This window comes from Paenibacillus sp. FSL R5-0908 (assembly GCF_038006245.1).
GTDB lineage: Bacteria > Bacillota > Bacilli > Paenibacillales > Paenibacillaceae > Paenibacillus_AQ > Paenibacillus_AQ odorifer.
The window spans coordinates 2,520,437-2,544,219 of record NZ_JBBOUV010000001.1 but is presented as its reverse complement, the minus strand read 5'-3'; the positions used below and the strand labels follow the sequence as shown (position 1 = coordinate 2,544,219).

The following is a 23,783-nucleotide window of genomic DNA, read 5'->3' as shown; positions in this document are numbered from 1 at the left end:
TTTAACAAATCTGATGATATCGTAATCATTACGATTTGTAAACCCAAAACTAAAAATTAATCGTAATAATAACTATTAGGCCTCTTTTGCATACAACAAAAATCCGGAATCCCACCTTCTGGATTCCGGATTTCCACCGTTAATTTACTAAGTATCTATTCCTCAGCAGCCGCAAGGAGTTCTTCAACAGGCCACGGAAGTGGATTGTTAAACTTTGTCCAATCCTGCTTCAGCTCCTCCGCTGTCAGCAGACATCTGTCCAATCTGGCTTCGAGTTGTGCCTGATCTATATTTACACCGATAAATACGACTTCATTTATTCTATCGCCCCACTGCTCGTCCCATTTCGCCCGCAGCTCAGGTTCGTTTTCCAGCACCTCCAGCTGATGATCCTTAGGCATTGTAGCCAACCAGTAACCAGCAGGACCGAACTGAATGGAAGGTCCTGCCTGACTTATAGTAGCTGCAAGATCGCCTTTTGCCGCTACCCATACCACCCCTTTTGCCCGAACGACCTCTTCCGGCCAGTTGCTAAAGAAAAAACTTAATCTTTGCGGGTGGAACGGTGTTCTCCGGCGATAGACGAAAGAAGAAATCCCGTATTCCTCCGTCTCAGGGGTATGGGTTTCTTTATTCAGCTCCGCGATCCAACCAGAGGATAAGCTTGTTTTCTCAAAATCAAACAATCCGGTATTAAGAATCTCCTTCGGATCTACTACGCCGTTAATTGTACGGATCAGCTTAGCAGACGGCTGGAGTTTACGCAGCACAGCTTCAAGCTTGTTGAGTTCATCTTCTTTCAACAGATCGCACTTATTAAGCAGCAAGACATCACAAGTTTCGATCTGATCAATAAGCAGATCCACAATATCGCGGAAATCCCCTTCGCCAGCCGTTTGGTTGCGGTCCATCAGACTATCACCTGAGGAGAAGTCATGCCAGAAACGCCCAGCATCCACAACAGTCACCATCGTGTCTAATTGAGCCAGCGAAGTCAGATCAATATCCAACTCGGGATTGGCATAGGTAAAGGTCTGTGCCACTGGTACAGGTTCGCTAATGCCTGAGGATTCAATCAGGATGTAATCAAATCGCCCTTCCGCAGCCAGTTTTTGTACTTCGACAATCAAATCATCACGAAGTGTACAACAGATGCAACCATTGGACATCTCAACCAATTTCTCTTCAGTTCTAGAAAGCGTATTTCCGGACTTCACCAGATTCGCATCCACATTCACTTCACTCATGTCATTTACAATAACAGCTACTTTAAGCCCGTCACGGTTGTGCAAAATATGATTCAGCAGCGTTGTTTTCCCAGAGCCCAAATATCCACTGAGCACGGTAACAGGGAGCTTTTTCATCTATACCACTCCTATCGTTTATAAAATCAAGATTAAAAGCCTCCGCCCTTAACGGGTTTCGCGATGTAAGGTTACTCTTTTTAGGCGTGGACAATATTTTTTCATTTCCATACGCCCTGGATGATTTCGTTTATTCTTGGTAGTGGTATAGTTGCGATCTCCTGTCTCCGTACATGCCAAAGTAATGATTACTCTCATCGTTTCCATCTCCTTTTGATTAAATCGTAATAATTACGATTAACACATCGTACACGGTTTATTCACAATCTGTCAACTATGATCTTGTAAAAATTTCAACTCTCTTAATTTTGTGGTCTTTCTGGTGGACAAATTACGTATAGATGGAATTATAAAAAATATGATTCTTGTAATTCCTAGAGAATCAGGCAGGAGTGGAGATCATGAAGATACCAGTAATTATTTTGAGTGGGTTTCTGGGGAGCGGGAAGACAACTCTGCTGTTGTCCCTGCTGAAAGAGAGCAAGGTAAGAGGGCTGAATCCAGGAGTAGTAATGAATGAACTGGGCAAACGAGATGTGGACGGGTATATTTTGCAAGAGCATACCGGTACAGCTGTAACTAAACTGCTGGACGGATGCGTATGTTGTAGTCGCAAAGAGGATTTGGCAGATAGCCTGATGGTGCTGCTGAGAGGACGTCCAGATGCCATTTATATGGAGTTGACCGGCGTCGCCGATCCTGAAGAAATCGCCAAAACGCTGCAGGAAACCCCTCTACAGGATCTGGTGGAGCTGCACTATACTATCACTCTGTTAGATGCGGAAAATGCTCTGGAATATAACAGCAGACTCTCCTCTGACAAACAGCTCGTTCGAACCCTGCGTAAGCAGCTCTCCACAGCTGATCTTATTGTCGTTAATAAAAGTGATCTCGTAGAACCGGAAACCTTATGGCGAATTGAAAAAGGAGTTCGTAAACAAAATACGGAGGCTGAAATTGTGTACACCCATTACAGTGAAATCAACCTCTCTCCGATATTGTCAGGAATTATCCCACGTAAAATCATAGCTCCGGCTCCACAACGAGCGCCTCAAACCTTCAAAGGAGCATCACTGAAACAAATGCATTCAGAGCATGGGGGAACCGCTGTAAAAGAGCTGCATGAGGAGCAGCATGCTTCTTTCTCGCAGGTAACAGCCATCACGTTAACCATTCCGCAGGTAAGGACAACCATGCCTTCTAAAGAACGCCTAGAGGCCTTCTTCCAAGAATGGGGTGACAACCTATTACGTGCCAAGGGGCATATTCTTTTGTCCGAACAGGAGCCGGTTCAGCTTGTTCAATATGCGGGGATGCGTACTACCTGGGAAGCCTCTCGTTATCCTGGTATGCCTTATGTGGTGTTCATCGGGATGAATATAGATGAAGAACAGCTGGCAGATCGGTGGTCCGCCTTATTCGAGTTTTGACTACCTTTTCACCATTAAAAATACTGCCGTTGCTCCTCCCGATCTCGTTCCTGATTATCATTGGTTTTGTATGGCTGCCGAATCATCTGGAGCTGCTGGATAATGCGTACATCGACACCTTCAAAACCGCTTTTATCGGCATATTACTGGAAGCCTTGCCGTTTGTATTAGCAGGAGCATTGTTATCTTCACTGCTTCGCGTCTTTATCCCGGATGAAATGATTTCCCGGTGGATTCCGCGGCGACCTCTTCCGGCCATTCTGTTCGCATGTCTGCTCGGAATTATTTTTCCGGTCTGCGAATGTGGAATGATCCCGCTCGTCCGCCGGCTTATCCATAAAGGTATGCCTGTTTACGTGGCTATCGTGTTTATTTTGTCCGGACCGATCCTAAATCCTGTTGTCTATGGGGCAACCATGACAGCATTTCGCAGCCACTCGGAGCTGGCCTATGCCCGTATGGGTCTGGCTTTTGCTGTAGCCTGTCTCATAGGCTTGATAATCTACGCAACGGTCAAAAAATCTCCCATCCGCCTAAATGTTCAGCGTGAAACGGGGGAAGCTCATCAGAATAATTCTCGTGGGGGAAAAATAGCCGCTGTTTTCGTCCATACCTCAGATGAGTTTTTTGAGATGGGAAAATATTTAATGATCGGCTGCTTATTAACCGCTGGCATTCAGACATTTATGGTTCAAGACAGTCTGGCTGCGATCGGAGCTAAACCGCTGGGTTCATATTTTTTCATGATGGGACTAGCATTTGTACTTTCGCTCTGCTCCACCTCAGATGCCTTTGTAGCTTCCACCTTCGTACATTCTTTTCCATCGGGGGCTCTGCTCGCTTTTATGGTATTCGGACCCATGCTGGATTTCAAAAATTCATTGATGTTGCTCTCACTGTTTAAGACCAAATTCGCTCTTTATTTGTTCTTTCTGATCTTCGCAAGCGTGTTTATTGGGGCGGTATTCATGTCCTTGTGGATGTAATTCATAGAAATGGTAAGCTGTTGCTTACAACATGGGTAGGAGGATAGAGCATGAATGACTCTCGTAGCATCCGGTTTCACTATTTGTTAAGGGCGGTCATTCTGCTCGCTTTCGCCCTCTATATCGGGCATCTGGTACAGCAGGACGCTTTGCATTATTATGTAGCTCCTAAACTGGCACGCTGGGTTCAATTATGCCCAATCCCGCTAACACTTATGGCGCTCAGTCTGGCCGTACAGGCTTTATTTGGCAAAGGCAGTGTTCTCTGTGACTGCGAGCATCGGCTCCCACATTCTTTTTTCAAAAGTACAGCGCTATATGGATTATTCCTTTTTCCACTGCTGCTTGGATTTCTTCTTCCGGATCGCGCTTTAGGAAGTATGGCTGCCGCTAAAAAAGGAATCTCCCTATCCTCCTTGCCCACTGAAGCTAAAAATTCCGCGAGATTCGAGTCCATTGATCCTTACCATGAGGAGCTTACTGAGCTGGCCAAGATCCTTTATGCACAACCTGTGGTCCCAGTTTATTCAGCGATTTTCTCCGAAACCTTAGGTGCGCTTGACCTGTACAAACAACAATTTGCAGGCAAAGAAATTACTATTTCCGGCTTTTTATATCGTGATCAAGGTGAACATTCAGAGAATTCTTTTGCCATAGGTAGATTTCTGGTCCAATGCTGTACTGCCGATGCTACACCTTTTGGGATATTAGTGGATTCGGGCACACTAAAAAGCCCGCCTACCGATACCTGGATAGAGGTCCGGGGCAAGCTTCAAGTTGTTCCCTATAAAGGTCAAGAAATTATGCAAATTAGTGCAGAGTCTATTACACCTGTCAAACAACCCGCAACACCTTACATCTACACCAGTCCTGACTCTATCACCGCATGGAAGGAGCTAGAAGGCTCAACTAAGATTACTAAATAATCGCATCTAGCTCATCCTCATCATGCTCAGACATATTAGGATTAAATACTTCTACCATAATACGAGCTGGAATACAGATAATTTGCTGTTTGGGTCTTGAGATGAACCCCATTTCCAAAGCAATTCTTAAGGGAGCATCAGAATAGGTCATTTGGATTCCATAATCAAACACCTTTAGCGTATTGTGGCCGAATTTCGTTTGAATATCTATAATTTGTTCTTCTTTAGTCAAAGAAACGGTTTTGTACTCTTTACCGTCCACCGTAATTATAGCTTTCAAATCCCCTTGCTGATATTGCTCATTGCTGCTGTCCCACCACTTCATGCCATAAATCAAGCCCGCAGCTAACAAGGCTATCACAATAATTAAAATATCCCCGCGCTTCATTGTTAACAAGGTAAGAATCCTTTCATGACAAATAATATACGTAATGATTACGATTAATATCAATATATTAATCATAACCCTATTTGTCAATGATGCTCACCTAAACGAATTTGGGCAGACCATTCTCTTAATACCCGGTCGAGCTCTTTTATCGAGATGGGTTTAGAAATGAAATCCTGCATTCCAGCACTAAGACACATCATCTTATCTTCATCTCTTGCAAAGGCTGTAGCCGCAATGATGATTGGAGTCAGTCCAAGCTTCTCACGTATGATTCCCGTTGCTTCTATTCCATCCATAATAGGCATCTGAATATCCATAAATACCAAATCATAATGATTGGAAAGCACGGCCCGAACCGCTTCCTCACCATTTAAAGCGAGGTCAGGAACATATCCCCTCTTTTTCAGATAAGCCTGCATAAGCTGCTGATTCACAGGATGATCTTCCGCAATAAGAATGGACATCGGTCCATACTCACCGGCAGTTAACTCTTTAACAGCAGATTTATCATTTCTGACCACATCTGTTGAGGCGTTGACGGTCACTTTCTGATCCCATTCCTCTTTGGGTAGAGAGACCTCCACTGTAAAATAAAACTCCGAGCCTTCATCCTCACAGCTATTGACACCGATAGATCCGCCAAGAAGCTCGGCCAGCTTTTTACTTATGGCAAGTCCAAGCCCTGTTCCGCCATATTTACGATTGATCGACGGATGCAATTGCGAGAAGGATTGAAATAATAGACCTTGGCTGGAAACTGGAATCCCCAACCCTGTATCTTTTACGATAAATTTCACGATAAGATTTCCGGATGCCTCTGAGGCTTCTAACATAACAGAGATACTGATTTCACCTGTCTCCGTAAATTTCACTGCGTTCCCAACCAGATTTACGAGAATTTGACGCAATCTCGCCCCATCAGTCATGATGACGGCTGGAAGCTCAGGAGATAACTCGCTAGTAAGTAAAAGCCCTTTCTCCTTAACCTTCGGATAAAACAGTTCACAAACGTTCTGTATCACTTCATGCAAATCCACCATTTGCAGTTCAAGCGTCATCATGCCTGCTTCAATTTTGCTGAAATCCAGCACTTCATTCAGAATATGAAGCAATGCCTCTCCGCTTTTGTTAATGATCTGTGTGTAGTAGCTTTGCTCTTCATCCAGCTCCGTCCCAGATAAAAGATCAGCCATCCCAATAATACCGTTCATAGGCGTACGCAGCTCATGGCTCATGATCGCTAGGAACTCCGATTTTGCCCGGTCCGCTTCCTCGGCAGACTCCTTCGCCCGCACAATCTCCTTCTCCTCCGTGATATCACGAAAGACGACAACCGCCCCAATCCGTTCATCACCATCAAACAGTGGGGTCATTCGATATCTGACTAAAAAGCTTGAACCATCCTGCCTCCAAAACACACCCTCCCTATCTTCAATAGTGAGATTATTGGAGCGCGAAGGAAGCAGCGTCTTCTGAATTCCTGTAAAAGACTCGTTATCCAGCCAGGTCTGGTGAATCGCATGAAATTTGCTGTTTCCCCACTCAGTAGGATCGAAACCCAACATAGTAATGGCTGCTGGATTAATGAACATCGTGTTGCCTTCAAGGTTCATCCCAAATATGCCCTCAGAGACCGAATTCAAGATCAAGGCATACTCGTTACTTAATTTCTGTATTTCTTCAAAATGACGCGTACGTTCCCCAATGTCGCGGGTTACACAGACAAGCTCCTGATTCCCGCAGGTCTCAGAGTAAATATACCGCAGTGTCGTTTCTGTCCAAATACAGGTTCCGTCTTTGCAAATAAACCGGAGAATAACAGGCTCAAGCTTCTTCCCTTCCATACAATTGCTGAGATATGAAGTTAATTTGATTCTGTCCTCCGGATGTATGTAATCAATCCCTCTAGTTCCGTACATTTCTTCTGGTGCATAGCCAAACATAGTCTGGCAGATGGGTGAGGCATACAGATAGGTAAAGCTCCCGTCCGCTGCATTACGTGAAATGAAGTCCATAGAATTTTCTGAGATCAGACGATAGTTCTGCTCACTTTCCCGCAGTTGTTCTTCCATTCGTTGACGTTCGGTGACATCCTGGGCTATCCCGCTGATTTGCAGCAGTCTTCCTTCTTCATCCGTAATCACTTCCCAGTGCGCATCCAGAAACTTCAGCTCTCCATCCGCACTATGAATACGGACCGTTGCTTCGCCATTAGTCCCATTCTCCATGGATTGATGTACTAACCGTTCAAGTCTGATGAAATCGTCAGGATCAATGCAAGCAAAAACACGTCTGTAATCAAAATAAGAATGATTGCTCTCATCTTCCAAAAAGCCAAAAATATTACGCATCTCTCTGGAAACCGTCAGGCGTGATTTTGTCATGTCCCATTCCCAGGATCCCATCTTCGCAAGGTGTTGAGCTTTAGCCAGCATATCCTCGTATTTCTTGCGCTGAGTAATATCGCGACCAATGGTTAATATCTGTTTAACGGTCCCCTGCTCATCACGTACCACTTGGGAAGAACTCTCGATCCACAAATAATGTCCATCTTTATGACGGGCTCTACGAGTAAATACGTCCGTATCGGAATATATCTTACCTTGTTCAATCATCTCTAGAGCATCATCTACGTGATAATACTCGGGTCTTTTGGTACCTATCATTTCTTGTGCAGAATAACCTAACAGCAGCTCCACTGAGGGAGATACGTAATGCAGTGTCCCGTCAGGATCACCAAAAGAAATCATATCCGGTGTATTTTTCGTAATCAAATTATATAACTGCTCATCTTCCTGAATCTTTTGTTCAGCAAGTTTTCGGTCAGTGATATCCGTTAACTCAGAAATCAGGACACAGGGTTCACTAGAATTCTCCTGATAGATTAAAAATATATGTTGGGCTACCCAGATGATATCGCCATCCTTACGCAAGAACCGCCGTTCTTTCTCCAATGCAGTCCCAGGCTCAGCTAGCAAATCGTTCAGGATAACGGAATGATCGTTATTAGTTGTGTCTTCCGGATACACAAGATCCAGATAATTTATATTCAAAAGATCTTCTTCTGCATAACCAAACATTTGGCATAGCGCAGGATTCGATTGTAATAACGTCCCGTCCTTCGGAGAGACTACCGCAATCCCGATAGAAGACCGTAAGTATAGCTGTTTAAAAAGAAAATCAGACACCTGTAAGCCTCCTCTTTTGAAAATGGGGGACTATATTAACAAACTTGTAATAATTTCAGTATACCTTTTTTTCGGTAAATAAGCTTGATAGTTGAGTCCTAAATGATAGACTGGTAAATTTCGCAGTAAAACTCCGCAAAAATAAACAGCAAGTCTCCCTCTGAAAAGGAAACTTGCCGTGTGTGCATGTTACAACTCTAAAGTCCTATTCTATTATCAAATTTTCCAGTTGAAGCTTCTTAATTTTCTTACGGATAGGTGCACCAAGAATTAAAAAAACAAGACCTAACAAAATCAACATTCCGCCCATTATTACGTTTACCATACTGAGATTCTGTGATGAAAAAGAATAATTTATTACACCAATCATCACATTAAATAGACCTAAAATCAACTCTAGCCACATTACAGATTTCCATAACCTGTTGATTCGCTTATAGTGTTTTATTCTGGATTCCAGATCTGTGTAAATATCAAATGGACCTTCCACTGACTTCTTTCTAAGGTAAACCCAGCGCATGTAAGTACTAACACAATCTATACCGTTTTCCTCTAAAAACTTGAGATATTTGATGCTATCCGGATGATCCGGCAAGTTATCTAAAAGCTCAATTCTATACGTGTACTCATTATTGGGAGTCTCTGTAAACACATATTTGCACCAGGATAATTCTGATAGAGCCATCCCCTTCGCAGACATTTCATTAAGCCACTTTTCTTCCTTCTCATAATCCCAAATCAGCTTGCGAACCACATGTTTCATTTGGACTCACCTCCAGCTATTCTCTTACCATTGGCTATCAATTCTTCCAGACGGATAATCTCTCCCTGAATCACTGACTTTCCTAAGCCGGTAATTTCATATTCTTTTCTGCGGGAACCTTGCTCTCCTTCCACTGCTTTTATCCAGCCTTTTTCCAGTAAAGTGTTAAGTGCTCCGTATAAAGTGCCCGCGCCGAGATCAACCCGACCGTTACTTAAGTCCTTCACATTCTGCATAATTGCGTATCCGTGCATTGCTGTATATAGAGACAATAAGATATAAAATACAGCTTCAGTTAATGCGCCTCTTTCTGTGCTTTCAGGCATCCTTTCATCCCCATTCTATTACTGTTGTCGATATATCGGCTTCCGTAATACCATTATTACGGAAGCCGATATAATTGTCAATACAAAAACACCCATTTTTTTCATCGCAGCGATCATGAGCGCAACAAGAAAACGCCTAGCAATTAACTTAGGACGGATTTTGGAGCGTTGCTATTTGACGGATAGATGGTCTCCGCATGAATGCTGCTGATTAGATGGACGCTGTTTATTTGCACGAAAACTAATTTATTTGCATGTATGCTGCTCATCTGGATGTCCACCACTCAGCAGCTAGTTACTCCCACCGTGGCAACTATTCCTTCCTCATTATGATGTATCGAACTCAAATGCAGCTATTTCCGAAAAATAGCGTGTTTTAGCTTACGTTCGGACTCAGATGCAGCTATTCGTCACCAAACACTCGCTTTTCACACGATTCCTTAGCAATAAGCACTATGCAGTCCGAAACCCCTGTAAAATGTGCCAAATATCAATAATAACGGCCATACGGTCCGTTAGCAGACACTACACTTAGCAGACACTACAGTCCGTTAGCAGACACTATTCAATAAGCTTTCGTGACGGGGTAATAGTCCAATCAACGCTCTGAATATATAGGTACTCCCCCACAAGATTCGCCTTTGATACTTTGATGTTCTAAACAAATTTACCGTTTCAACCATCTGATTATGGCGGACAATGTTCGTACATATACTAAAACTACACAAGTGTATACAAAAAAATAGGCCAGATAAGATATGTAAAAAAAGAACATACCCAACCTGACCTATTCTTTATTTTGTTCTGCATAGTTTTTTATGGTCTCTCTTTTGAGGCATTTTCAACCATGACACCTAGTACATTTTTAAACGTTTGAAGATCCTGTTCGGAAATATTGGTGATCGTATCATCTTTAAACTTTTCGGCAACTGGCAGTAAATCGAGATAGATCTGTACTCCCTTATCTGACAATTCCAACTGCTTGACTCGCTTATCCGCATGGGTGCCAGAGCGATGCAAGAAACCCTCAGATTCTAGTTTTTGAAGCAGCCTGACTACGCTGGGCTCTTTTATAGACATTTTATCTGCTAGTTCTCTCTGGGTAATGGATTCACTGGTATAGATGTAATACATCGCAATCCATTGGCTCCGGGTCATATTATACGGCCGAAATTCCTTTTCCAAGGCTTCCGCGAATATTTTTGCACTACGGTTTGCAATAAAGGCCATACAGTCATCTAAATTAAACAATGTTTACACCAACCAATCCCAACTGTTTTATCTTAAAATAATCAACTCTTTTCTAATTTATTATAGCAAAATATATTAAGGAAGCTGAACATACTTTTCAAGCGATCAAATAGTTTATTTATTTAGGCTGCAGTAGGGGATCCGTCTCCCGAGATACATAGAACATCTTATCCTTGATGCAACGCCCCAATTCCTAAACCGAATGCAGCTTCATGAATTACTTCCCCAGTAGTTGGATGGGCAAAGATTGTCTGTGTAATCTGTTGTTCCGTAAGCCCATTGGCAATCGCAAGTGTGAGACTACTAATCAGAGAAGACGCATCGGGACCAATGATAGACCCTCCCACAATCTTTCCGGAGCCATTATCTTTGATTAATTTGATAAAACCTTCCGGTTCATTCATAGTCAATGCTTTTCCATTACTTGCAAAAGATGCCTTACTCACACGATAGTCCAGCCCATTCTCCTTACATTCATCTTCCAACAGCCCGACGCTGGCAATCTCAGGAGAGGTGAAAATTACATTCGGTACTGCGGAATAATGCATATCTTGGGATTCGCCGAGTAAGGTGTTTACAGCTGTAATGCCCTGATGTGAAGCAACATGAGCAAGCTGTACAATGTTGGTTACATCGCCAATCGCAAACACGTTCTCTACATTCGTACGCATTTGATTATCAACGGCAATACCTTTACCACGTACATTTAGTTGAATACCTGCTTTTTCGATATCCAGACCCTCTAGGTTAGGCTCGCGTCCAATAGCGACCAATACTTTATCACTAACAAGCAGATGCTCACCCTCACTATTCTCATAGGTTACAATCGCCTGACCATCATCCGCACGTTGGATTTTAGAAACCTTGGAGTTGGTGTGAATATGAATCCCAGCCTGCTGTGCTAAACACATAATTTCTACCGAAATATCACTGTCCAGCATTGTAAGCAGACGATCCATAAATTCTACAACATGAACTTCAACTCCTAAGTTACGGTAAATGAAGGCGAATTCCATGCCGATAACCCCGCCACCGATGATAGTTATCACCTTTGGTAACTCATCGCAGGCGAGCGCTTCAGTACTGTTCATTACAAATGGCAGATCAATTCCTGGGATATTCACCTTGGAAATCTTCGAGCCTGTTGCCACAATGATATTTTTTGCTGAAATATGGTAACTATTTTCGCCGGTTACCTTCACTTCATGCGCCGATAGGAACGAAGCGTGGCCACGAACCACCTGAACACCGTTTTTTTCCATTAAATAACCAACGCCGGAGACCAATTTCTCTTTGACTTCATTTTTACGTCGAATAACCTGCTTCATATCCACTTGAAGATCAGAGCCTGTTGTTATACCAAACAAAGAGGAATTTTTTATGTTATGACAGATTTCAGATGATTTGACTAAAGATTTTGTAGGGATACAGCCAACATTTAAGCAGGTACCTCCTAATTCTTCTTTCTCAATCATCGCTACCTGAAGTCCTTTTTTTGCTGCATAAATAGCGGCAACGTAACCTCCTGGCCCTGCTCCAATGATAAGCAAGTCAGGGTTTATAGCATGAGTTTGTTGCACGGCGACTGCAGGTTGTGGGATAGATGATTGGACCGGAGCCTCATCCTGGATCGGATTTACTTCAAATAAGACTTGATTTGAGGCAATCTCGCTACCCTCTTCAAATAATATATTGATAATAATGCTCTCTTCTGCCGCTTCAATTGATCTGTTGCCTTTTCCAGTTTCAATCTGTACCAAGGTATCTCCTGCAGATATCTTGTCACCGATATCTACATTTATCTTGCCTGCTTTCCCCTTTTTCCCACCTGGAATCATAGACATTTTTATTTCCATCGTTAAGCTCCTCATATCCTTGAGGGGTCTCATAAAGAGCCCCCTCAAGCGAATGTATTAGTGAATGACTACGCCTGCTTTTACCAGCTTCACACCGTTAGCAAGACAATCTCCAACAGGACATGTCTTCTCGATAAAGTCCGCAAAAGCATCTGCTTTTTCTTGGCTTTCGTTGGTTTTAAAATGCATAACAAAACGAATTTCTTGGAAACCATTTCTCACATCTGCAAGACCCATGAAACCATCCGGATCTAAGTCTCCTTCAAGTTCAACATAAAATTCTTCGAAGCTAAAACCGTTAGCGTCTGCAAAGGCACTAGCGACAATGGACTGACATGCACCAAAAGCACACAATAATGCCTCGACGGGATTCAAACCAACATCGGTCCCCCCCAAATCCTCTGGTTCGTCCATAATAATCTTAAAACCTCTAGAATTCGTTTCAACTTGCATTCCATTAGGCAGTTTTTTAGCTGTCGCTTTAAAAGTAGTCAACATATGTATTACCTCCTCCTTAAGATTGTGAAAATAATAACATAGTAATCGGTGAATATCAATACTTAGCTAAGTAAGTATTTTTTGAAGATGAACTCGACCATGATTCAATAAAAAAACAGGTTTCCAATCTACCTGAATAGGTAAATCAGAAACCTGTTTTTGTTGATAGGATGCGGTCAAGAGGACTCGAACCTCCACGATATTGCTACCACTGGCACCTGAAGCCAGCGCGTCTGCCAATTCCGCCATGACCGCATATTATGTAACTGGCGACCAAAACCGCCTGTACATAATACTATACTCCCTCTGCACTTAAAACGCAAGGTTTTTATATTAGTTTCATATAACACATAAACAAACTAAGGGCTTCTCACCTATTTAAATCAAATAGGCTTGTTGCTGGCGATATTGTTCAGGCGAAACGCCCATGAATTTCTGGAAGGTACGGTAAAGCTGGCTTGGACTCGCAAATCCTACATCTAAGCTGATATCCGTCACAGTCTGTCTCGTAGAGCGAAGGCGCCGTTTCGCCTCATCAACTCGGATTACCAACATGTATTGATACGGAGAATACCCTATTTGGGCTTTGAAAGTACGGATGAAATGGTACCGGCTCATACCCGCAATTCCCGCAAGCTTATCGATTGAAACGGGCTTCATATAACAATCCCGCATATACTCAAGCACCCTGACAAGATGAGGATCGTCACAGTCCAAAGGTGCCTTCTTTAATGGGGTATTCAAGTCAGTCTGGTGATTGCCCTGTAAGACTTGGGATAGATAACCCAAAACCTCAGCTTCCGTCTCTTCGATCAAGCCCGTCTCTAACCGATCCGCTGAGCAAAGGGTCAGATTCCATTTACGGTGATGCTGAAGCAGTTCGTCGACATTCAAATATTGCTTCATCACAGGCTCCCAGGGGCGTTCAAGTTCCCAAATCTCAGGAAGATTCTTCAGTTGGATGATCACTACACCATCTCCGTTTCCGATCTGAAACGAATGTCTGTCATGCGGGTACTGGATCAGGGCTTCTCCCCTTCTCAATTGATAAGAACGATTCTCCAAATCAAAAGCACAAGAACCGTAAACAGGTACGGTAATCTGATACATATTGTCGTGGCAATGTTTTTCGTTGGCGAAGCTATTCTCAATTCTCCACAATTCAATCCGTGAAGTCGTCATGTGTATTTGCATGGTCACTCACCCGAGTTCAGTATAGCAAAAAATGCTCAGAAGAACAGCACCAATCGCGACGACAGATCAATCAGACGTACGCTAAGCTACCAAATAAGACAATCGGTAAAGGATGGTTCCTATGAAAATCGCATCAAGCCCTGCCTTGGCAGCGGCCCGCTCGTACTCTGTCTATGCCTTGATTGGCGTGACCCTCGCACATCTGTTAAATGACGCGATGCAGTCTGCTGTTCCAGCAGTTTTCCCATTACTGCGGCAGACGCTTGGCCTCAGCTTTGTTCAGGTTGGCTGGATTGCCTTTATGCTCAACGTTACCGCCTGCATATTGCAGCCGTTCATCGGCAGTATAACAGACAAACGTCCCATGCCACTGCTGCTGCCGGGTGGTATGTTGTTCTCTCTAATTGGCATAATTGGTATGGCTTATTCTTCACATTTTGCCGGACTACTCATATCAGCCATGCTGCTTGGTATCGGTTCCTCCGTGCTGCACCCGGAATCATCCCGCGTAGCTCATCTGGCTGCCAGCAAAGGCAGTGGTCTGGCCCAATCTGTGTTTCAGGTCGGAGGCAATACCGGTCAAGCTCTGGCTCCGCTCGCTGTTGGTTTTCTCGTCATGCCTTTTGGCACAAAAGGGCTAATTATGTTTGCCTTTGCTGCTGTACTTGGCATCGCTTTACAGTACGCAGTCAGCCGTTGGTATAAGCAGCAGCTAGAGACACCAAAGACAGTCAAGACCACAAAAGTGGCTGTAAAGCATTCACGTGGCTTCGTCGCACTGGCGATTGGCTTATTGATCGTATTGCTGTTCTCCAAATTCGTATATATCGCCAGCATGACCGGATACTATTCCTTCTATTACATAGAACGTTTCCAGCGACCGTTCGAAGATGCACAGATCCCATTGTTTGTCTTGCAATTTGCAGGTATACTCGGCACTTTACTCGGCGGACCGCTTGCCGACCGCTTTGGGCGCAAAAAAATTATCTGGTTTTCCATAGCGGGTACAGCACCTTTTTCATTACTGTTACCTTATGCTACACCTTTCTGGTCTTTTATTCTTTGTGGCCTGATTGGCGGCATCCTCATGTCCGGCTTCTCGGTAATTATTGTATACTCCCAGGAATTATTACCTGGCAAAATTGGGACCGTATCCGGCTTGTTTTTCGGTCTGGCATTTGGCTTGGCTGGACTCGGTTCTGTTATCATGGGCTGGCTAATCGATCAAACGGATGTTTCCTTCGTCATCCATCTATGTGCTTACCTGCCACTGCTTGGGCTCCTAGCTATATTTTTGCCAGCAGATGCCAAGCTTAGGGGACATACCCTCGGATAACAGTCAGAGGTACAATTTTACTCGCCTAGCCTCATACTCATAGGCACAACCAATCAATATTATTCAGTTTATATATTTCTATTATAAGATCTCATATGGTACAACATAGATAAAGTATGGCGTTATGACGGAGATGTCTGAATAATCTATCAATAGAAAGGATGAATACTTATGAACCAGCAGTGGAATACCCAAACCTATGATACTGATATGGCCTTTGTATCTCAGTTTGGAGAATCTTTGATTGAGCTGCTTCACCCACAGCCTGGCGAACAGATTATCGATTGGGGCTGTGGAACCGGGGATTTGGCGGCAGTCATAGCTGCTAGTGGCGCCACTGTGACAGGTATTGATGCCTCTGCCGAAATGATTCAGACAGCCCGTGACAAACATTCCCATCTAAGCTTTGTCTTAGCTGATGGGCAAACTTATGTCGCGGAACAGCCAGTCGATGCTGTGTTCAGCAACGCTGCCCTTCACTGGCTAACAGACGCAAACGGAGCGGCGACGTCCATCGTTGCCAGCTTGCGGGTAGGCGGCCGTTTCGTGGCCGAGTTCGGTGGACTGGGCAATATTGCTTCCATCGTCGCTGGCCTTCCACAAGCTTTTGCAGCCATTGGCTGTAGTCATAAGCTGCATTTGCCCTGGTACTTCCCAAGCATTGGCGAGTACGCAACTCTACTAGAGAAGCACGGACTGACCGTGGACCTCGCTCTTTGTTTTGACCGGCCAACACCACTGGAAGGCTTGGAGCAAGGATTTCAGCGGTGGTTGAATACTTTTGCCGATGGAATCTTAAGTGTGCTCACACCCACTGAACGCGCAGAAGTTCTCTCTTCTATGGAACAGAAACTGAAACCCACGCTATATCAGGACGGCCGCTGGGTAATGGACTATCGCAGAATCCGGGTTGTTGCTTACAAACGAAGCTAATATAGATGAGAATTACTGCCCTTGTTCAATAACCAAAAAAAGAGTGCACAGGCGCTTAGTACGCGTTAGTACACTCTTTTTACACGAGATTCTATTTTCTATCTCCAACATATCGATCACTGCCAGCGCCAAGTCCGACAACCATCAACAGCACACTTGCACCCAGCAGTAAAATCAATGGCACTGTCCAGCTGTTCGTTACATCATGCAGCCAGCCGAATAATGCCGGTCCCATTGCTGCCAGTACATAACCCACAGATTGGGCCATTCCTGACAGCTCCGCCGCTTCTTGCGTGCTTCTTGTTCTTAGACTGAAGAACATCATCGCAAGACCGAAGGCAAATCCTCCGGCAATACCAAAGCATACCGCCCAGACAGCCATTAAAGCGCCGCTGCCTTGCCAGATGCCACCTAATGCGATGAAATAAAGAACAGCAGTGATTATAACTAGAATACGTTGGTTCTTCATCCGGCCTGCCCACAGCGGTACGAAGAAAGTAAAGGGTAGCTGTGCCAATTGCATGAGCGAGAGAAACCAACCCGCATTACTCGACGACATTCCCCGTTCACCGAGGAGAACCGAAAACCAGGCAATAAAGACGTAATAAAGGAGTGACTGTAAGCCCATAAAGATCGTGACTTTCCAAGCAAGAGATGAACGCCACATATTTTTGCTTGAGGCTGCACGCTTAGAGCCGGTTCCTTGATTAAGCTTACGCATTTGCGGAATCCAGAACACTGTTGCTAGAGCTGCGATCATAAACCAGATGGCCAAGGTCCCTCTCCAACCGAATCCAGCATTCGTTGCCAGCGGTACACTAATTCCTGAGGCAATAGCTGCGCATAAATTCATAGAAACCGTGTAGATACCTGTCATTAGCCCGATTTTGTGAGGAAACTTCCCTTTAATAAGACCTGGAAGCAGTACATTACACACGGCAATGGATAATCCAAGTATAGCAGTACCTGTGAATAACAGACCTGCTCCAGATCCCGAGCGAATTAGAATTCCCATAGCCAGCATGACCATGGCAACTAATAACACATTAGCTAAACCAAAACGGCGGGCCAGCTTTGGAGCAAACGGGGACAAGATGGCAAAAGCCAATAATGGTAAAGTAGTAATAGCTCCTGCTAGAGTATTGGATAAGCCGAGGTCATCCTGAATCAATTGTATTAATGGACCCACAGAAGTAAATGGAGCCCGCAGCGCTGCAGCGATAAAAATAATTCCCAGCACAAGCAGCCAGCGATCATATTTGCTGTCCATTAAGCTATTTTTCTGAATGTGTCCTTCGCTTTGTGAAGCTTTCATCGTGTATCCTCCTAAATTACAAACAAATAACCCCGCCAAGCACAGAGCTTGTCAAGGATTTGAAATATTTTAAACACTATGAACCATCATCTACTATTCTATTAGAAGTTACAACCCTTAAGTAATTTTATACCCGAATTATTGACAAAACCGCTGACCATCTTTAGTATCCATATCATCGGGTAGTTGAGAATCAATTTCATTTGAACTCATATTTAAACCACAGAAAAGAGTGAACAGAATGCTTCGAAGGTTTTTTTCCTACTATCGTCCGTATAGAAAACTATTTATATTGGATTTCTCCTGCGCTGTTTTTGCGGGACTGCTAGAACTGGCTTTTCCGGTAGCCGTCAATAAATTTATTGATGATTTACTTCCTGGTCAAGATTGGCCGCTTATTCTTATCGCTTGTGTTGCGCTGCTGGCGATTTACGCCTTAAATACAGTGATGCAGTATATTGTCACTTACTGGGGTCACATGCTGGGCATAAATATCGAAACTGATATGCGCAAAAAAATGTTTGACCATATTCAGAAACTCTCGTTCCGATTCTTTGATAATAATAAAACAGGCCATCTAATCGGAAGGATCACCAATGACTTAAATGATATCGGCGAAGTGGCGCATCACGGTCCTGAGGATGTATTTATTGCAATTATGACCCTTGTCGGAGCCTTTCTCCTAATGGCTGATATTAATCTGAAGCTGGCGATCATTACTTTTATTATCGTTCCAATTATGGCTTGGGTAATCATCTACTTCGGCCGCAATATGACTTCAACTTATCGCCAGCTATTTGGAAATGTAGGCAGTTTCAATGCCCGTATCGAAGACAATGTCGGTGGGATTCGGGTCGTGCAATCTTTTGCCAATGAGCAGCATGAACAAGACTTATTCGCAGTAGATAATCAAATGTTCCGCAAAACAAAACTTATGGCTTATAAAATCATGGCTAGAAGCTTGTCCGTCAGCTATATGATGACCCGCCTCATTACTATCCTGGTGATGATCTGCGGCGCATGGTTCTTCATCAATGGCGAGCTGCAAATCGGTGAATTTGTGGCGTTTATCTTGTTGTCGAATATCTTCTTCCGCCCTATCGAGAAAATCAATGCAGTGATCGAAAGTTATCCTAAAGGAATTGCCGGCTTCAGACGTTATCTGGAGATCATTGACACGGAACCTGACATCAGTGACAAACCGGATGCCGTGGAGATCAACGCTTTGCGCGGTGATATTACATTCCAGGATGTATCTTTTGGATACGAAGAGAATCGTCCGGTTCTGCAAAATATAAGCCTTAACGTAAAGGCTGGCGAAACCATTGCCTTTGTTGGGCCGTCCGGCGCAGGCAAAACAACAATCTGCAGCCTGCTTCCGCGCTTCTATGATGTCACAGCCGGGGCCATCACGATTGATGGCATCGATATCCGTGACATGAAGCTGGAATCGCTGCGCAAACAAATCGGGATCGTGCAGCAGGATGTTTTCCTGTTCTCCGGGACAATTCGCGAGAATATCGCCTATGGGAAACTGGATGCAAAGCTGCCTGAAATCTGGGAAGCTGCGCGACGTGCTCATCTGGAGGAGCTCATTCAGAATCTGCCAGATGGAATGGAGACAGTCATCGGGGAGCGCGGTGTGAAGCTGTCCGGTGGACAAAAGCAGCGCCTGGCTATCGCTCGCATGTTCCTCAAGAATCCGCCGATTCTGATTCTGGATGAAGCTACTTCCGCGCTGGACACAGAGACCGAAGCCGCGATTCAGCAATCCCTGGCTGATCTGTCCGTAGGCAGAACCACACTCGTCATCGCTCACCGTTTGACGACGATCAAAAATACCGACCGGATTATGGTCGTGAATGAAGAAGGAATCGCTGAGCAAGGCAGACATGAGGAATTAGTCCATGCTGGTGGAATTTACAGCCGTCTGCATCAGGCGCAATATAACTTTTAAAAAGTATTTGCCACAGCTGGGCAAAAATGAAGCAAGCCAGCCTAGTCACCATGTTTTTGGCGACTAGGCTGGCTTTTTCGCGTAACTCCTCTATTTGCAGCAAACGTGATGCTTGATTAAGGAATTCCTCCCTGATTTTCTTTGGTTTATTGCCCTCACACATGCAATCAGGGAAAACCTCCCGCAAATTCACCCCAATTTGCTCATAATAGTGGTATTCAGGCGATATTTAGGGAGAATTTCCCTGAAAAGCTAAGTAACCAGCATAAAACAGCTATTTTCAGGGAGGGTTTCCCTAAAAATTAAAAACGGCACAATTAAAGCTCAGTTCCCCTAGTTGCGCTATTGCGGCTCTGTTCCCCATACCAGCACTCCGTTCCGATAAAGGGTCACCTTGTTCCAATCCGCATAAGCGGTCTGAAGTGAATTAAACGAATAATCATTGGCCTCGTTAAAATTGCTCCAATCTGTCTTGTGTATCCGGGTCTGAATATCCCCGGAAGTTCCTCCAGCGGCAAGCATGCCCGCACCTGCGTTGAATTTCACTTCCAAATAGTAATCTGCTCCCGTTCGAGGCGTGTCCAGCTTTACAAAGCTGCCTGCTACCTTGCTGGTGCCGATCTGGGCATAATCGCAGAAAAAGGATTGCGGCTTGTCTCCGTCGATCGTATACCAGTAACGGATGCTCAGCTCGCTAAGATCGACTGCAGTTGTGCCGTTATTTTTAATATTAAAATAGGGCTTCATCTGGTTGTCATTTGGGTTAGTATCCGCTGCCCGATACGCCACTGCAAGCCCGGTGACCGGTTCGACAGGCCCCGAGCCTTGCGGTGTAGCCATCGCTTGTACAGAATTGCTGCTCGTACCCTCACTATTGACAGCATTCACAACATAATAATAAGTCGTTCCGTTGCTAACCGCCGCATCGCTATAGCTCGTCCCGGCAGCCGTAGTCAGAGTGGTGTAAGGGCCACCACTCGTAAGTGACCGTTTCACCGTATAGGAAGTTGCGCCCGCCGAGGTGCTCCAGCTAAGATTCACGAGCCCATTGCCTGCAGCTGCATTCAAGTTAGCAGGAGCTGCTGGAACTACGGGAGCTGCCACTGTCTCCAATACAGACCAATAAGCTGGCTTGGACTGTAGGCGCTCATCGAACAATAAAGGCCAATTGTTACGGGCTACCGGATAGGTGCGCAGCCAAGTATTACTGTCATCCTTCCCCCAGAGAGTGACATTCGTGACCGTATCCGTGTGCCGCAGGAAGATCTCAAATAATGATTTGTATAAAGCCGCTTGGCGCTGCTTCAAATGATCTGGGAAGGTCTCATAGGCTTGAGAATTATCTGAATACACACTAATATCCAGCTCAGTAATATGAGTTTCCAGCCCTAAAGCCTTGAATTTGATAATCGAATTCTCGATTTCAGAGAGCGAAGGATAATACAAGCTGATATGCGTTTGATGCCCTACTCCGTCAATAGGAACCCCTTTAGCCTGAAGTCGTACAATCAGATTGTATAGTGCTTGGCTTTTGGCTGGCTCATGCGTATTGTAGTCATTGATGAATAGTTTTGCGTTAGGATCAGCTTCATGAGCGAACTGGAACGCCTTCTCAATATACTCTTCACCCGCGATCTGGTACCACAGGCTGCGGCGCATGCCATCAGATTGCGAAGTGTCAATCACTTCGTTGACGACATCCCAAGCATAGATTTCACCTTTATAACGTTCCATAACGGTCTTAATATGACTCTTCATCCGCTCATATAACACCGTTTTGGAGACCAAATTACCACTGGCGTCACGGAATACCCAATCCGGTGTCTGCGAATGCCAGACCAGGGTATGTCCACGTACCTGCTGTCCATTTGCGGTAGCAAAAGCTACTGCCGTGTCAGCTTCAGCGAAATTAAACACACCTTCCTGCGGCTCCGTGCTGTCCCATTTCAGAACATTTCCTGGCGTCACACTATCAAAATGCTTGGCCAACAATTGCCGATCCGGAGCTGTCAGCAGCTCACTATTCGTAAACGCCGAGCCGATCAGAAATTTGTTTGCAAACACATCCTTCAGCGAAGGAATCGCATCCTCGATGACAATTGGACCGAGATCCGGTAGCTTTTCCAATCGAAAATCATCCAAATAAAAAGAAGTTGTCGCGCTACCCGGCACTTCAAAATAGATAGAAAGTTGATCTGCCGGCTCCAATAGCTTGTACTGCGCCTGAAGCTTCACCCAACCGTTCGCTGTCACTGCACCAAAGGTCAAATTATCATAATGAATGGTAGAAGGTAATGTCCGCTGCAATGACATATAGATATTCGCGTTAGATGATCCGGCAGGCAGCTTCACCCATCCAATAAACACATAAGTTTGTCCCACTTCCAGCTGGCTAGTCACATCCAGTGAAGGTCCATGCCACGTTTTTGTTCGGCCGCTTACCTCCAGGCCATATGTGCCGCTGCGTGCCGCATCTGTTTTGGCTGTAAGCACCTCAACTTCCCCACGTCCACTCCAACCCTGAACAGTGCCATCTTCAAAATCGCTTTGCTGAATAAGCGTGTTCTCCGCATGTGCGGGTGCAGCCCAATACGCAGGTACAAGCAAACATAAAACCAAAACAAAATTAAGCGCTTTCAAAAGAGTTCCTTTTTTCATCGCTTCGATTCTCCCTTCTGAATTAGGTTCGAACCTTATGGCTTCGTTTCTTCCTGTTCCCCGATACCGCTCGGGCCACACCACCTTCCTAATAAAAAAATCAGAGCCGATCCTCAGGAGGAACCAAGCTAGGCAGGTCATCCATGAAGTATGGGCTCTATATCGCCATAATATCACATTTGTTTCCATTTATGGAACTAAAATTAATTATTTTCGATCTTTTCTTACTTAAGCTGAACGGATCTGCGTTATCAGATCCGTTTAGCGCCGAAAAAACCTAAGAGACGACACCATTAAGGTGTTGTCTCTTGGGTTACATAACATGCTGGCTGAATGTACGGGATTTTTACCGTTCATTTCGCCACTTCCAGCTGGATCAGCTCATTGTACGGGAATTCTACCGTTCATTTCGGCGTTTCCAGCTGGATCAACGCATTGTACGGGATTTTCACCGTACAATTCGGCACTTCCAGCTGGATCCGCGCATTGTACGGGAATTCTACCGTTCATTTCGGCATTTCCAGCTGGATCAACGCATTGTACGGGATTTTTACCGTACAATTCGGCACTTCCAGCTGGATCAGCATAATGTACGGGAGTTATACCGTTCATTTCGCCATTTCCAGCTGAATCCGCGCATTGTACGGGAATTCTACCGTTCATTTCGGCGTTTCCAGCTGGATCAACGCATTGTAGGGGATTTTAACCGTACAATTCGGCACTTCCAGCTGGATCAGCGCATTGTACGGGAATTCTACCGTACATTTCGGCACTTCCAGCTGGATCAGCATAATGTACGGGAGTTATACCGTTCATTTCGCCATTTCCAGCTGAATCGACCAATTGTACGGGAGTTATACCGTTCATTTCGCCACTTCCAGCTGAATCGACCAATTGTACGGGAGTTCTACCGTACATTTCGGCATTCCTAGTATGTACAAGAAAATTGTGCTAGTCAGCTATTGATTTTTCTTTCGTTACTATCATGATTAATAGTAAAAAAATCAAAACTAGTTGAATACCTAAATATATTATAGGAAAAAGATAGATAAGACTTATCTGATCAAAGTCAGGCTTAATATCAAAAAAACTTAAATCAACAACCCCTGAACCTCTAGACTCTTTTCCTTGTAATTCTTTTAAATAAAATAGAATTCTCGTGCTAGGAACAATACTAATAACTAACCAAGAAATATTGTACCTAAGCTTTTCCGTCTTTAAAGCTATCTTGCAAGACACATTCAGAAGAATTATTGGTGCTGCATACATTATAAACATTTGTTTTACTACTTCTACTTCCAACTTCCCCGTTTTCATTCCCAAAAGGTAAATAATAATTAAATGCAAGAAAACAACAATGGTAACTTGTAGGAGTGCTTTCATCCTTGTGCTTCTAGACTCACCTTTCAAT

At 44.3% G+C, this 23,783-nt stretch carries 21 protein-coding genes and 1 tRNA gene; 7 read left to right on the top strand and 15 right to left on the bottom strand.

Translation table 11 applies throughout. The annotated features are described in order from the left end of the window. Positions 1 to 155: 155 nt before the first annotated feature. Both MKZ09_RS11005 and rpmG read right to left on the bottom strand, forming a co-directional pair. Positions 156 to 1,364, bottom strand: a complete 1,209-nt coding sequence (locus tag MKZ09_RS11005) for a GTP-binding protein (RefSeq protein ID WP_076203199.1) — start codon at positions 1,362 to 1,364, stop codon at positions 156 to 158. Between the two features lie 48 nt (positions 1,365 to 1,412). Next, entirely contained in the window at positions 1,413 to 1,562 is a 150-nt protein-coding gene (gene rpmG / locus MKZ09_RS11000; protein ID WP_076098468.1) for a 50S ribosomal protein L33, read from the bottom strand. Between the two features lie 203 nt (positions 1,563 to 1,765). Between rpmG and MKZ09_RS10995 the strand changes: the two genes are divergently transcribed. The 3 genes from MKZ09_RS10995 to MKZ09_RS10985 are packed head-to-tail and all read left to right on the top strand — an operon-like array spanning position 1,766 to position 4,706. Beyond that, on the top strand, positions 1,766 to 2,794 hold the full coding sequence (locus MKZ09_RS10995) for a CobW family GTP-binding protein (RefSeq protein ID WP_036679372.1): 1,029 nt from the start codon (positions 1,766 to 1,768) through the stop codon (positions 2,792 to 2,794). Next, positions 2,791 to 3,780: a permease gene (locus MKZ09_RS10990; RefSeq protein WP_076133662.1), complete on the top strand. Its 990-nt coding sequence runs from the start codon at positions 2,791 to 2,793 to the stop codon at positions 3,778 to 3,780. Before MKZ09_RS10995 ends, MKZ09_RS10990 begins: the two co-directional genes overlap by 4 nt. Positions 3,781 to 3,830: 50 nt before the next feature. Next, positions 3,831 to 4,706 carry a TIGR03943 family putative permease subunit gene (locus MKZ09_RS10985; protein ID WP_076133663.1) on the top strand — a complete coding sequence of 292 codons (876 nt, stop codon included), beginning with the start codon at positions 3,831 to 3,833 and terminating at the stop codon, positions 4,704 to 4,706. Here MKZ09_RS10985 and MKZ09_RS10980 read toward each other — a convergent pair. The 9 genes from MKZ09_RS10980 to MKZ09_RS10940 all read right to left on the bottom strand — a co-directional run bounded on the left by MKZ09_RS10980 (position 4,699) and on the right by MKZ09_RS10940 (position 14,173). Next, positions 4,699 to 5,094, bottom strand: coding sequence for a NusG domain II-containing protein (locus tag MKZ09_RS10980; RefSeq protein WP_076133690.1), 396 nt, complete (start codon positions 5,092 to 5,094; stop codon positions 4,699 to 4,701). The two genes, MKZ09_RS10985 and MKZ09_RS10980, sit on opposite strands and share 8 nt — an antisense overlap. An 86-nt stretch (positions 5,095 to 5,180) precedes the next feature. Then, positions 5,181 to 8,285, bottom strand: a complete 3,105-nt coding sequence (locus MKZ09_RS10975; RefSeq protein WP_076203195.1) for a PAS domain S-box protein — start codon at positions 8,283 to 8,285, stop codon at positions 5,181 to 5,183. 205 nt (positions 8,286 to 8,490) lie between these two features. Beyond that, a complete protein-coding gene (locus MKZ09_RS10970) occupies positions 8,491 to 9,048 on the bottom strand; it encodes a DUF2812 domain-containing protein (RefSeq protein WP_076203190.1) in 558 nt (185 codons plus the stop codon). Beyond that, positions 9,045 to 9,374 (bottom strand): PadR family transcriptional regulator, encoded by a 330-nt coding sequence (locus MKZ09_RS10965; protein ID WP_076133666.1) that lies wholly within the window; start codon positions 9,372 to 9,374, stop codon positions 9,045 to 9,047. The genes MKZ09_RS10970 and MKZ09_RS10965 overlap by 4 nt, the downstream gene beginning before the upstream one ends. A gap of 816 nt (positions 9,375 to 10,190) precedes the next feature. Then, complete coding sequence (locus tag MKZ09_RS10960) at positions 10,191 to 10,604, bottom strand: MarR family winged helix-turn-helix transcriptional regulator (protein WP_248549275.1); 414 nt, start codon at positions 10,602 to 10,604, stop codon at positions 10,191 to 10,193. Between the two features lie 188 nt (positions 10,605 to 10,792). Further along, positions 10,793 to 12,481 carry a dihydrolipoyl dehydrogenase gene (gene lpdA / locus MKZ09_RS10955; RefSeq protein ID WP_076203187.1) on the bottom strand — a complete coding sequence of 563 codons (1,689 nt, stop codon included), beginning with the start codon at positions 12,479 to 12,481 and terminating at the stop codon, positions 10,793 to 10,795. Between the two features lie 57 nt (positions 12,482 to 12,538). Then, a complete protein-coding gene (locus MKZ09_RS10950) occupies positions 12,539 to 12,979 on the bottom strand; it encodes an OsmC family protein (RefSeq protein WP_076133669.1) in 441 nt (146 codons plus the stop codon). A 171-nt stretch (positions 12,980 to 13,150) separates the two neighbouring features. After that, a tRNA-Leu gene (locus tag MKZ09_RS10945) sits at positions 13,151 to 13,234 on the bottom strand. Between the two features lie 123 nt (positions 13,235 to 13,357). Next, positions 13,358 to 14,173 (bottom strand): AraC family transcriptional regulator, encoded by an 816-nt coding sequence (locus tag MKZ09_RS10940; protein ID WP_076203183.1) that lies wholly within the window; start codon positions 14,171 to 14,173, stop codon positions 13,358 to 13,360. Between the two features lie 121 nt (positions 14,174 to 14,294). Between MKZ09_RS10940 and MKZ09_RS10935 the strand changes: the two genes are divergently transcribed. Both MKZ09_RS10935 and MKZ09_RS10930 read left to right on the top strand, forming a co-directional pair. Further along, entirely contained in the window at positions 14,295 to 15,509 is a 1,215-nt protein-coding gene (locus MKZ09_RS10935; RefSeq protein WP_076203179.1) for an MFS transporter, read from the top strand. A 171-nt stretch (positions 15,510 to 15,680) separates the two neighbouring features. Beyond that, entirely contained in the window at positions 15,681 to 16,442 is a 762-nt protein-coding gene (locus MKZ09_RS10930; protein ID WP_076203176.1) for a methyltransferase domain-containing protein, read from the top strand. Positions 16,443 to 16,533: 91 nt separating this feature from the next. Here the strand turns inward: MKZ09_RS10930 and MKZ09_RS10925 are convergent, their stop codons facing one another. Further along, complete coding sequence (locus MKZ09_RS10925; RefSeq protein WP_232061515.1) at positions 16,534 to 17,712, bottom strand: CynX/NimT family MFS transporter; 1,179 nt, start codon at positions 17,710 to 17,712, stop codon at positions 16,534 to 16,536. A gap of 286 nt (positions 17,713 to 17,998) precedes the next feature. On the opposite strand from MKZ09_RS10925, the gene MKZ09_RS10920 reads away from it, so the two are divergent. After that, positions 17,999 to 19,714, top strand: coding sequence for an ABC transporter ATP-binding protein (locus tag MKZ09_RS10920; RefSeq protein ID WP_076203173.1), 1,716 nt, complete (start codon positions 17,999 to 18,001; stop codon positions 19,712 to 19,714). A gap of 342 nt (positions 19,715 to 20,056) precedes the next feature. Here MKZ09_RS10920 and MKZ09_RS10915 read toward each other — a convergent pair whose 3' ends face one another. Beyond that, positions 20,057 to 22,372 (bottom strand): endo-1,4-beta-xylanase, encoded by a 2,316-nt coding sequence (locus MKZ09_RS10915; RefSeq protein WP_076203170.1) that lies wholly within the window; start codon positions 22,370 to 22,372, stop codon positions 20,057 to 20,059. A 333-nt stretch (positions 22,373 to 22,705) separates the two neighbouring features. Here MKZ09_RS10915 and MKZ09_RS10910 point away from each other — a divergent pair, with 333 nt between their 5' ends. Beyond that, a complete protein-coding gene (locus MKZ09_RS10910) occupies positions 22,706 to 23,002 on the top strand; it encodes a hypothetical protein (RefSeq protein WP_143767310.1) in 297 nt (98 codons plus the stop codon). Positions 23,003 to 23,074: 72 nt separating this feature from the next. Here the strand turns inward: MKZ09_RS10910 and MKZ09_RS10905 are convergent, their stop codons facing one another. Both MKZ09_RS10905 and MKZ09_RS10900 read right to left on the bottom strand, forming a co-directional pair. Beyond that, entirely contained in the window at positions 23,075 to 23,290 is a 216-nt protein-coding gene (locus MKZ09_RS10905) for a hypothetical protein (protein WP_143767309.1), read from the bottom strand. A 33-nt stretch (positions 23,291 to 23,323) separates the two neighbouring features. Beyond that, positions 23,324 to 23,782, bottom strand: coding sequence for a hypothetical protein (locus MKZ09_RS10900; RefSeq protein WP_076203164.1), 459 nt, complete (start codon positions 23,780 to 23,782; stop codon positions 23,324 to 23,326). Between the last annotated feature and the right edge of the window lies 1 nt (position 23,783).